We start from the raw sequence: 11,201 nt of genomic DNA, 5'->3' as shown, positions 1-11,201 counted from the left end.
GCTTCCGAAGCCCTGCAATTGCTGTTTGAAGGTCAGCGGCCCTCCTTCATGCAGTCTAACGAAGCTGAATAGTTACCCTTAGACAAGCTAACCTAACTTCTGTTGGTCCCATCCCCCCAGCCACACCTTGATCATTCAGTTCATCCCCAACCTTCCATCAGCGCCACTTGAATGTTGTAATTATATGTTTTAAAACAAAAAAATAATTCTTGGGTCAAGAAAACCTGATGCCAGAAAAGATCGTCCTCCCTGACTCTACCTTCCATCCCACAAACTTGTCATCATAGCCCCACCCCGTTGGAGTTCCACCTCTTTTTTTTCAAGGCCCTTCTTTCCTGCCGCCACACCCTTTTTCAGCTTTGGTATAACCCCCATCCCCAATCATGGCCAAACCACGCACCTTTCAACAATCATGGCCAAACCACGCACCTTTCAACCCACGCCGATGATCACGATCGGGATGGGCTTTCCATGTCCATTCCCTCGCGCCTCCAGGGCATGAATTCCCACTGAACAGAGATGTTCCCCACCTGATCCAGCCATTTTACAAGAAAGATTTATTCTTAAATTACAGCTATCGGAACAACATGCTGGCAGGCTGACTTGTTTTTTCGGATCGACCGGGATATTCTGCTGGGCGCTCTCGTTATATAGATACGTTCTAGCACATAAAAGGGGTCCATAAATCCGATGAAAGCACTGAATGTAGCGCAGAAAATCTTGCTGGCCAACGCCGCTGGGGGCATCTCTGAACTGCCCGCTCCGGGACAACCTCTGCAGATCCAATTCAGCCACACCCTCTACCAGGATGCCACCGGCACCGCCGCAGCTCTGGCCTTCGAAAAAATGGGTGTTCCCAGGGTCAAAACCACCGCCGTCATCGTGGTGGATCACAAAACCCTGCAGGTAGGCTTCATTGATGGCGACGACCACCGCTATCTGGAAACCTTTTCCAAAAAATATGGCTGCTGGTTTTCCCGCTCCGGTAACGGCATCTGCCACAGCGTCTTTCTGGAAGATTTCGCCCAGCCCGGAAAATCGGTCCTCGGAGCCGACTCCCACACCACCAACGCCGGTGGCATGGGTATGCTGGCCATGGGTGCCGGTGGAACCGATGTCAGCTTTGCCATGGCGGGCAAACCCTACAAGATCACGATGCCCGAAGTAGTCGAAGTCCGGCTCACCGGCTCTCTGCCCGGGGGTATCCTCGCCAAAGATGTCATCCTCAATGTCCTGGCCCAAATCGGCATCAAGGGCAACAAAGGGATCTGCCTCGAATATACCGGAGAGGGCCTCAAAAGCCTGAATGTCACGGACCGGGCCACCATCACCAATATGGGAACGGAAGGGGGCGTGGCCTTCTCCATCTTCCCCAGCGACGAAGTCACCCAGGACTATCTCACCCAGCGTCAGCGCAAGGATGACTATCAACCCCTGATGGCAGACGAAGGGGCGACCTATTCCCGCACAGTGGAAATCAACCTGTCGGAACTGGCCCCCACCATCGCCCTCTATCCCCGCCTAAAATCCATGGAGCCGGTCCCCAACCATGCGGGCATGGCGATTGACGCGGTCTTTATCGGCAGCTGTACCAACGCCAACTATGCCAACCTGGCCAAAGTGGGCGAAATCCTCCGGGGCAAACGGGTCCAGGTGGATACCGCCATCGCCCCGGGCTCCCAGGCTGTGGCCCGGATGTTGGCCGCAGCGGGCTACATGGAGGTCTTTTTTGCCGCAGGCGTGCGTATCATGGAAAATGCCTGTAGCGCCTGTATCGGTCAGGGCTTCAGCCCCCCCACCAACGGCGTCATGCTCTCCACCGCCAACCGCAACTTTGCCGGTCGCTCCGGAACCCAAGATGCTGATGTGCATCTGGTGAGCCCGGCCACCGCTGCCGCCAGTGCCGTCGCTGGCAAGCTGGTGGATGTGCGGGAAGTCACGAATGGTGCCATCACCATCAACGAAACCCCCATGGTGGTGGATATGGGCGCCTACATCGCACCTCTTCCCCAAGAAGAAGCCGATAAGGTGGAGCTGCGCTTTGGCCCCAACATCAAATCCCTGCCCGACCTGGCGCCGCTGCCTGCCGCCCTCGAAGGCGAAGTACTGCTGAAACTGGGACCCGAGGTCACCACCGACCTGATTCAACCCGCTGGTAAATATCTCGCCCTGCGCTCCAACGCCGACGAGTATGCCAAGCAGGCCACCTTTATCCAGGCCGACCCCACCTTCAGCAGCCGTGCCATCACCCTGCGTGATGCCGGTGGTCACGGCTTTATCGTTGCCGGTGACGGCTACGGAATGGGTAGCTCCCGGGAGCATGCCGGATTGTGCCCCCGGATTTTGGGGATTCAAGCGGTGATCGCCAAAGGATTCGAGCGGATTCATCTGGCCAACCTGGCCAACTTCGGCATTCTGGGCCTCACCTTTGAAAATCCAGCCGATTATGACCAGATCGAACAAGGGGACAAGCTCGCCCTGGACACCTCCAACCTGGAGAGCGGAAAGTTGACGCTGAAGGTCAACGGCTCCAAGGAGATTCCCCTGGATCTGGCCCAAGGCAAGGAAGATCTGCCCATGATTCGCTCGGGTGGTGCACTCTCCTATTTCGCCCAGCAGCAAGCCTGAGTCGGATATCTTTCACCAGGTTGATCCATACCTGTTGAAATACACCTGAACCGGATTCCTTCCCCTCGTTCCGTCAAGAGAGCGGGGGGGAGGAGTCCACTCCAAGCCTGAACCACCCCGGGGCCAACATCATGGTTTCGGGATTTTTTTTAAATTTTTCCTCCTTTGGACATCGACCCCATATAGGCGAAAACATGAAAATCCTCGTTACCGGAGCAGCAGGATTCATCGGTTCTCAACTGAGTCTGCGCCTGACTGCGCGGGGGGACGAGGTGATCGGGATTGATAATCTCAACGACTATTATGATGTCAATCTCAAGAAAGCCCGCCTGAAGCGCCTGGAGGATCAGGAACGATTCACCTTCCGAAAACTGGATCTGGCGGATCGGGCCGGGATTGAGGATCTCTTTGCCAAAGAGGGGATCCAGCGCATGGTCAACCTGGCCGCCCAAGCCGGAGTGCGCTACTCCCGGGAAAATCCCCACGCCTATGTCGAGAGCAACATGGTAGGGTTTATGAATCTCCTGGAGGGGTGCCGCTACCACGGGGTGGAGCACTTGGTCTACGCCTCTTCCAGCTCGGTCTACGGCGCCAACACCGACATGCCTTTTTCGGTGCATCACAACGTCGACCACCCCCTCTCCATGTATGCCGCCACCAAAAAAGCCAACGAGTTGATGGCCCACACCTACAGCCATCTTTATCAGCTCCCCACCACCGGCTTGCGCTTTTTTACGGTCTACGGCCCCTGGGGTCGTCCGGATATGGCACTCTTTCTCTTTACCCGTAAAATTTTGGCCGGTGAGCCCATCGATGTCTTCAACCACGGCAAACATCGCCGGGATTTTACCTATATCGACGACATCGTCGAAGGGGTGATTCGGGTGCTGGATCGAGTTCCCCAGGGTAACCCCCAGTGGTCCGGCGATGCCCCAGACCCGGCCACAAGCCTGGCTCCCTATCGGGTCTATAACATCGGCAACAACAACCCCGTGGATCTCATGGACTATATCGAGACCCTGGAGAAGAGGCTGGGCAAAAAGGCCACGATGAACATGCTGCCCCTGCAACCGGGGGATGTGCCCGACACCTACGCCGATGTCACCGATCTCACCCGGGATGTCCAATTCAAGCCCGCAACCACCGTCACCGAGGGCATCGATCGTTTCGTTACCTGGTATCTCGACTATTACGGCCAAAAGTGATGGATGTTCAAAGCCGTTGCCATTGATGGGATTGAGGAGGGGAGGGGGCCACCATGATGATACAGGGATTGTTCGGTTTTCTGGTTTTTTTGGGGCTCGCTTGGGGGGTGAGTGAAAATCGCGGCAAAATCCGCTGGAAAACCGTCATCGCAGGCATCCTGTTTCAGTGGTTACTGGCACTACTCTTTTTAAAATTTTCCCTCTTCAAAGATTTTTTCATCACCCTCAACAGCTTGGTATTGGCGCTGGAAGGGGCCACCAAAGCGGGAACCGGGTTTGTTTTCGGCTATCTGGGCGGGGGGAGTTTGCCTTTTGCCGAACCCTTTCCGGGAGCGGCTTACATTCTGGCCTTCCGGGGGCTGCCGTTGGTATTGGTGATGAGCGCCCTGTCGGCGCTGCTCTTTCACTGGCGGATATTGCCTTGGGTGGTGCGCGGGTTTTCGAAGCTGCTGGAAAAAGGACTCAACATCGGCGGTGCTCTGGGGTTGGGGGCTGCGATGAATGTATTCGTCGGTATGGTGGAGGCTCCCCTCCTGATCCGCCCCTATCTCGCCAAGATGACCAGGGGTGAACTGTTTGCCTTGATGGCCTGCGGGATGTCCACCATTGCCGGCACCATGATGGTGCTCTATGCAGCCATTTTGGAACCGGTCATTCCCGGAGCATTGGGACATATTCTGACCGCCTCCATCATCAGCGCTCCAGCCGCGATCACCGTGGCTTTTTTAATGGTACCCGATGACGGCCCTCCCACCAGCGGTCACCTGGTCATGCCGGAATCGACCAGCTCCGCCATGGATGCCATCACCCGGGGCACCACCCAGGGAGTTTCGCTCCTCATCCAAATTTTGGCCCTGCTGGTGGTGCTGGTAGCCCTGGTGAATCTGGCCAATCAACTCCTGGGGCTCTTGCCCCATTTGGGAGAATCCGCCATCACCCTCCAGCGACTTTTGGGCTTTATCATGGCGCCGGTCACCTGGCTCATGGGAATCCCCTGGGGGGAGAGTTTTCAGGCCGGGGCGCTCATGGGTACCAAAACGGTACTCAACGAATTTATCGCTTATCTGGATCTGGCCAAGCTTTCCGACGAAGCCCTTTCTCCCCGCAGTCGCCTCATCATGACCTATGCTCTTTGTGGTTTTGCCAATTTGGGAAGTCTCGGCATCATGATTGGGGGGATGGGGGAGATGGCCAAGGAGCGACGGGGGGAGATCATCGAGCTTGGTTTCAAGTCCATTGTGGCGGGTACCCTGGCCACCTGTCTCACCGGTGCGGTGGTTGGGGTGGTGGCTGGCTGATTCCTTCGATGGGGTTGGCTGCTGATTCTGGCCAGGCTGCTCCAGAAAAAAAGTCTGACAAGGGATGAGATCAGGCCGGGGGTATGGGGCAGGCCTGATCTCATCCCTGATCCTTCCCCCCATCTCCCTGAAGCCCCCCTATGCAAAGCAAAGATCTTTCCCCAAACAAACTTTCCCTCTTCAGGCAAAATCTGCCCTCTTCTGCCGCTTTGCACCCCTCTCGTCTTCCCTTGCACGCCCCCTTTTTTGGATTCCGTCACTGAATTGACGAACCCCTTCCCACCCTGGGCTGCACTGGAAAGGGTGTGGTGGAATGAAATGATTCGAAATCAGTGCCCTTGGATATGGCATGAATATCGCATACTCCCTGTCACGATTTAGCCAAAAAATTTGGCAGGCACTCTCTTTTCAAGTGAAAAGACGGGACTGACACCCCAACGCCACCCCCCAGACTCAATCGAGGAAAACGAGATGTATCTGGAACAGTACAGTTTGGACCGGTTTCCCTTCAGCAACGATACCGACACCAGCCTCTTTTTTGATGGCGGTGGTCGGGGATTTGCCTTGGACGCCATGGTGGATGCCATTCTGAGTGGTCCGGGAATCTGGAAGGTGATCGGCCCCGGAGGCAGCGGCAAGAGCCTGCTTTGTGGCATGCTTGCCGAGCGTCTCACCGAAGAGATGATCCCCATTCGTCTGCCTCATCCAAACATTTTACCTGAAGAGGTCCATGCTCTGCTGGATCGGGGTTTGGGGCTGGAAGAGCTACCCAACCCCGGCAAAGCCACCCGCCGCCTCAAAGAGCGTCTGGGAGGCATCTGGGCTGAAGAAGAGAGCGCTGGCGAGGAGTGGGTCGATACCCAAGAGGCTTTGGATGCGTCTCCTCTCAAGCCGGTGGTGATTCTCATCGACAACGCCCACGACATGCCCCTGACCTCTCTGGAAGAAATCGCCCTGCTGGGGGACAAGGGGTGGGAAAACAAAAACGGCCTGCGCGTGGTGCTTCTGGGCCGCTCTCCACTGGATGAACTGCTGGGCTCTTCCCGCACCGGTCACTTTGTGGACAAGCTTTCCGGCTTTTTTCACCTCTCCCCTCTGGCCAAGGAAGAGACCGAACGCTACATCCACCACCGCCTGACCAAAACCGGACGCAAAGAGCCCGGCCCCTTTACCCCAGGGGCCATTCACGAGATGCATGCCGCCAGCGCCGGACGCCTGCGGGAACTCAATCGTCTGGCCCACATGGCCCTTTTGAAAGGCTATCGGGAGCGGGTAACGGAAATCGAAGGGTGGCATGTGCTGGGAGCGATCCGAGAGGGGGAGGAAGCCCTGGCTGTGGTGGCTCCCAAAGCAACCTCTGATCAACTTGGGGAAACATCCGATTCCCGGGGTGACTCCAAAGAGGAACTCCCCCAACACCCACATCCACGCAAACGAAGCCTGAGAGTGCTCTCCCGGGGGCGGCGGATTGATCCGTCAGAGATGTGGCGCCCTGCCGTTGCCCTGGCAGCCACCTCGGGGTTGGCCCTTCTCATCGGCAGCGGTCTGCTCTCCCCAGGTTGGGAAAAAATCGTCGAATCCACGCCGGAGCCCAAACCGGCCATAGCAAGCCCGGCCAAGCCCGAATTCGAACATTTAAACCAAACCCGGGTGGCCTTCCAGCGCGCCATGAAAAGCAAAGGCTCCGATCCCGCCACCAGCGGCTATCACAGTGGCCAGGAGATCGAGGTGATGGATGTCTCCCCCAGGCCGGTTTTGGCTGGAATCCTGGCTGGATCAGCCGAAACCAAAGCTGAGACTGCCACCAAAAAGACGCTTTCCACTGACAGCCATAACACCCCTGTGGTCACGATGGCTTCAAGTGGCAGCTTTGGCGACCACGGCTCCTGGGATGGCAAAAACAGCGATCCCCGCACCACACTGGTAGCGAGTATCCAGGCCTTGCCGGAACCCCATCCCCTGAAGCGGATCACTGAAACGGCTCCCATGGGGGAGGCAGTGAAATCCACTTCAAGTCAAAAGGCGAGTCAAAAGGCGAGTCAAAAAACCACCAAACTGGCACTCCATACCGCCACCCAAAAGGCGATTCAAACCGCCATCGGCCACGAACCTGTCCGGGTCCGGAAGGCTTCTCATGCCTCCGTCAAACCCGGCCAATCCGGCCCACTGAATGGATCGATCCTGGCCAAACGGGAGTCCGCCTCCAGAGCATGGTTGGAAAACTCCAATGGCAGTCACTATTCCATTCAGCTGATGATTGTGCGCAAACAGGCTGCGGAAAAACTCGACACCTCTTCCATCAGTGACCAAAACGCCTTCGATGGGGATGATCTCCACCTTTTTCCCTTGGAGGATGACCGCTACCTGATTTTCCTGGGAGATTTTTCCTCCTACAAGGCAGCCAAAGCTTCCATCGCCCAGTTGAGCCCCAAGCTACGGCAGGCCGGTCCTTATGTGCTGCCGGTTCGGGACATCCGGGTCAAGATCAACCGTCTTTCCCCCCCAACCTCCCACCTGGCCCAGGGTTTGGCCAAAGAGGCGGGTCAATCCTAAAGGGATCACCATCCACCGGATTTTTCGTGAACACGGCTCGATTGATTTCGAAATCGTTTCATACCCGGTTGGGAAAACAAGGATAGGCTGGTAAAATGGCGCTACCGGAAATGATCAGTATTGAGGATGCGAACCCCATGGCGTTTCCCCCATCGGACATGCCCAAGGGTCTACACGCCCTGGGAGGACAGGACGACTATCTCACCGCTCTGGTTACCATGGCCGAGTGGGGTGATCCCAAGGCCCAGCACAATCTCGGCGCCCTCTTTCTGGAAGGCCGGGAGGTCATCCAGGACTATGCCGAAGCCTTCAAATGGCACAGCCTGGCAGCAGAGCAGGGCATGGCTGCCGCCCAGCACGATCTGGGCACCATGCACATGGAAGGCCTGGGAGTGCCGGAAAACCCTGTGGAAGCGGGCAAGTGGTTTCAACTGGCCGCGCAACAGGGAGACCCCAACGCCATGAACAATCTGGGCATTCTCCATGCCACGGGACAAGGGGTCGACCCCGACCTGGTGGCCGCCTACATGTGGTTTACCCTGGCCGCCATGAACGGCCTCACCGACGGGCTTGACAATCGCGCCATCGCGGCTCAAGACATGACCCCGGAGCAGATCGCCGAAGCCCAAGCCAAAAGCGATGACTGGCAACCCAAATGACCGACCCCATCAAGGGCTTTTTCTATCTTTTCCGAGGCCTTGGGCTGATTTTCAAGCCCGGTCTGCGCCGTTTTGTCTTTCTGCCTCTCCTGTTAAACTCCCTGCTGTTCGGTTTTGGCACCTGGTACGGCTTTGGCTGGTATGAGCTTTACATCGGTCAATTTACCGAGTGGCTGCCCAGCTGGCTGAGATGGCTGGAATGGTTGCTGCTGCCGCTCTTTTTTATCGGTGCGGCGGTGATTGTCTTTTTCCTCTTCGCCCTGGTAGCCAACCTGATCGCAGCCCCCTTCAACGGCCTTTTGGCTGAGCGGGTGGAGGGGCATCTGATGGGTCGTGGCCTTGAGGGTGGACCGGGAGGCGGGGTGCTGAAGCGCCTGGTGCCCGCAATCTGGAACGAACTCTCCAAATGGCTCTATTTTTTGCGCTGGGCCATTTTGCTTCTGATCATCACCCTCATTCCCGTCGTCAACGTCGCGGCACCCATTTTTTGGATGCTCTTCACCGCCTGGATGTTTACGGTGGAGTATGCCGACTATCCCCTGGGCAATCACAACCTGAGCGGCAAGCAGGTACGCCGCCGACTGGGTACCAGCCGCATGATGTCTCTGGGCTTTGGCTTTGCGGTGATGTTGGCCACCCTGATTCCGGGGGTCAATTTTCTCGCCATGCCGGCCGCTGTAGCTGGAGCCACCGCCATGTGGGTGGATCGCTTTTCCAAGGTTGGGGAATGACCGCTCCTGGCAGCTTCAGTGTGCCAAATGCACCCGAGCCTTTTCGGCACCCCTGATGCGCCAGCATTGTGGACACTTCACCTCCCCCTTGGCCCTCCCAGCAGCGTGATGGATTCAATCCGACATGTTCGATGACAAAACCATATTGATAACTGGCGGAACCGGCTCTTTCGGGCGTAAATGCGTGCAAAGAATCCTGGATCGATTCATCCCAAAAAAGGTGATCATCTATTCCCGGGATGAGCTGAAGCAGTCGGAAATGGAACGGGAGTTCCATCACGACGCCCTGCGCTTTTTTATCGGCGATGTCCGGGACCGGGAGCGCCTGGAGATGGCCATGCGGGGCAACGTCGATCTGGTGATCCACGCCGCCGCCCTCAAGCAGGTGCCGGTGGCGGAATATAACCCCATGGAGTGCGTCAAAACCAACATCCACGGGGCACAAAATGTCATTGATGCCGCACTCAGATGTGGGGTGCAAAAGGTCATCGCCCTCTCCACCGACAAAGCCGCCAATCCGGTCAATCTATATGGAGCGACCAAGCTCGTCTCCGACAAACTTTTCGTCGCCGGAAACAACATTGCCGGGGGGCATCCCACCCGTTTTTCAGTGGTGCGATACGGCAACGTGGTCGGCTCCCGGGGGTCGGTGGTGCCGCTCTTCCACAAGCTGCTCCAGGAAGGGGTCAAGGAACTCCCCATAACGGATCGGCGCATGACCCGTTTTTGGATCACCCTGGATCAGGGAATCGATTTTGTGCTGCAATCCTTTCAGCGCATGAAGGGAGGGGAGGTGTTTATTCCCAAAATTCCCTCCATGCGGATTCTCGATCTGGCCGAATCCTTTGCGCCTGGATTTCCCACCCGGGAGATCGGCATTCGGCCCGGGGAAAAACTCCATGAGATCATGTGCCCCAAGGATGACTCCCACCTGACCCTCTCCTTCGATGATCATTTTGTCATCCAACCCTCCATCACCTTTTTTCAATCCCGCAATTATGCCGAAAACGGCCTGGGTGAAAAGGGTGTGCCGGTAGCGGACGGCTTTGAATACAACTCCGGGGACAATCCCCACTTTCTCACGGTGGCAGAGCTGACGGAATTGAATCGGGAGTCCTGAACTTCAGCCCGGCATCGTTCTGATCCCCAAGAGGAGCGGGGTGCTGTTTGGAAGGGACTTCGACGATGGGAAGAGGCGTGTGAATCCGACACCCACCACGAAAGCTTCCGGCTTGGCCCGATTCGGCCTTGGCACCGTGCAGCTGGGGATGGCTTATGGTCTCTCCAACCACCATGGCCAGCCCGGACTCAAAGAAGCCCAAGCCATTCTGAATCTGGCCAGGGAGGAGGGGCTTTCCCTCCTGGATACCGCCCCCGCCTATGGCCAATCGGAACAGGTATTGGGCAACTTTCTGCACCCGACCCACCCCTTTAAAATCGTCACCAAAACCCCCTCTTTTATTCAATCATCCCACATCAGCGATCAATCCGTTTTGGAGCTTGTAGCCAGTTTCCAGCGCTCCTTGAAACGGCTACGCATACCTCGCATATATGGCCTGCTCATCCACCGTGCAGCGGATCTTCTGATGCCGGGGGGGGAGAGGCTTTGGCTGGAGATGCAGGGGCTTGTTGAGGCTGGCCTGGTGGAAAAAATCGGGGTTTCGGTCTATAGCGGGGAGGAGATCGATGCCATCCTGGAGCGGTTTTCACCCACCCTGATCCAGCTGCCGATCAATCTTTTCGATCAACGTCTGATCGCTTCCGGCCATCTACGCCGCCTCAAGGATCGGGGGGTGGAGATCCACGCCCGCTCCATTTTTCTACAGGGAGTGCTGTTGATGGCCGCTGAGGCGGTTCCCGACTATTTCGAGCCGGTTCGGGGGGATCTCTTACGCTATCAAAAATATCTTCAGGAGATCGGCTGGTCCCGGCTGCGGGGGGCACTGGCTTTCGTGATGAGCCTGGAAGAACTCGATCACATTTTGGTAGGGGTTGCGACCTCGGATGAACTCGCCGATATCGTAGAGGAGGCGGCCACCGTGCACGATACTTTTCCTGATTGGGAGCCCTTTGCCTTAAAGGGGGAGCGGTTTCTCAACCCCGCCCTCTGGGAAACAGCCTGATCCC

The 11,201-nt window shown here is 56.9% G+C and carries 8 protein-coding genes; all 8 read left to right on the top strand.

Annotated features, from left to right (window positions below; all coding sequences use genetic code 11):
* The first annotated feature begins 690 nt into the window (after nucleotides 1-690).
* The 8 genes from HQL52_10990 (at nucleotide 691) to HQL52_10955 (ending at nucleotide 11,197) form a co-directional block, all read left to right on the top strand.
* Nucleotides 691-2,628 carry an aconitate hydratase gene (locus HQL52_10990; GenBank protein ID MBF0369969.1) on the top strand — a complete coding sequence of 646 codons (1,938 nt, stop codon included), beginning with the start codon at nucleotides 691-693 and terminating at the stop codon, nucleotides 2,626-2,628.
* A 194-nt stretch (nucleotides 2,629-2,822) separates the two neighbouring features.
* A complete protein-coding gene (locus HQL52_10985; GenBank protein ID MBF0369968.1) occupies nucleotides 2,823-3,833 on the top strand; it encodes an NAD-dependent epimerase in 1,011 nt (336 codons plus the stop codon).
* Between the two features lie 56 nt (nucleotides 3,834-3,889).
* Nucleotides 3,890-5,131, top strand: coding sequence for a nucleoside:proton symporter (locus tag HQL52_10980; GenBank protein MBF0369967.1), 1,242 nt, complete (start codon nucleotides 3,890-3,892; stop codon nucleotides 5,129-5,131).
* A 471-nt stretch (nucleotides 5,132-5,602) separates the two neighbouring features.
* Nucleotides 5,603-7,684 carry an AAA family ATPase gene (locus HQL52_10975; GenBank protein ID MBF0369966.1) on the top strand — a complete coding sequence of 694 codons (2,082 nt, stop codon included), beginning with the start codon at nucleotides 5,603-5,605 and terminating at the stop codon, nucleotides 7,682-7,684.
* Between the two features lie 95 nt (nucleotides 7,685-7,779).
* Nucleotides 7,780-8,343 (top strand): sel1 repeat family protein, encoded by a 564-nt coding sequence (locus HQL52_10970; protein ID MBF0369965.1) that lies wholly within the window; start codon nucleotides 7,780-7,782, stop codon nucleotides 8,341-8,343.
* A complete protein-coding gene (gene cysZ / locus HQL52_10965; protein ID MBF0369964.1) occupies nucleotides 8,340-9,074 on the top strand; it encodes a sulfate transporter CysZ in 735 nt (244 codons plus the stop codon). The genes HQL52_10970 and cysZ overlap by 4 nt, the downstream gene beginning before the upstream one ends.
* A 124-nt stretch (nucleotides 9,075-9,198) precedes the next feature.
* Nucleotides 9,199-10,194, top strand: coding sequence for a UDP-N-acetylglucosamine 4,6-dehydratase (inverting) (pseB, locus tag HQL52_10960; GenBank protein MBF0369963.1), 996 nt, complete (start codon nucleotides 9,199-9,201; stop codon nucleotides 10,192-10,194).
* A 79-nt stretch (nucleotides 10,195-10,273) separates the two neighbouring features.
* Nucleotides 10,274-11,197 carry an aldo/keto reductase gene (locus HQL52_10955; GenBank protein MBF0369962.1) on the top strand — a complete coding sequence of 308 codons (924 nt, stop codon included), beginning with the start codon at nucleotides 10,274-10,276 and terminating at the stop codon, nucleotides 11,195-11,197.
* Nucleotides 11,198-11,201: the final 4 nt, after the last annotated feature.

It is taken from the genome of Magnetococcales bacterium (assembly GCA_015232395.1).
In the GTDB taxonomy this organism is placed as follows: domain Bacteria; phylum Pseudomonadota; class Magnetococcia; order Magnetococcales; family JADFZT01; genus JADFZT01.
Note: the sequence above shows the minus strand (reverse complement) of the source record. Positions and strands in the feature narration are given on the sequence as shown.

What these genes read in the sequence shown, in the direction of transcription:
- cysZ (MBF0369964.1), top strand. Translation starts at nt 8,340, where the DNA reads ATGACCGACCCCATCAAGGGCTTTTTCTATCTTTTCCGAGGCCTTGGG.
- HQL52_10975 (MBF0369966.1), top strand. Translation starts at nt 5,603, where the DNA reads ATGTATCTGGAACAGTACAGTTTGGACCGGTTTCCCTTCAGCAACGAT.
- HQL52_10970 (MBF0369965.1), top strand. Translation starts at nt 7,780, where the DNA reads ATGGCGCTACCGGAAATGATCAGTATTGAGGATGCGAACCCCATGGCG.
- HQL52_10990 (MBF0369969.1), top strand. Translation starts at nt 691, where the DNA reads ATGAAAGCACTGAATGTAGCGCAGAAAATCTTGCTGGCCAACGCCGCT.
- HQL52_10980 (MBF0369967.1), top strand. Translation starts at nt 3,890, where the DNA reads ATGATACAGGGATTGTTCGGTTTTCTGGTTTTTTTGGGGCTCGCTTGG.
- pseB (MBF0369963.1), top strand. Translation starts at nt 9,199, where the DNA reads ATGTTCGATGACAAAACCATATTGATAACTGGCGGAACCGGCTCTTTC.
- HQL52_10985 (MBF0369968.1), top strand. Translation starts at nt 2,823, where the DNA reads ATGAAAATCCTCGTTACCGGAGCAGCAGGATTCATCGGTTCTCAACTG.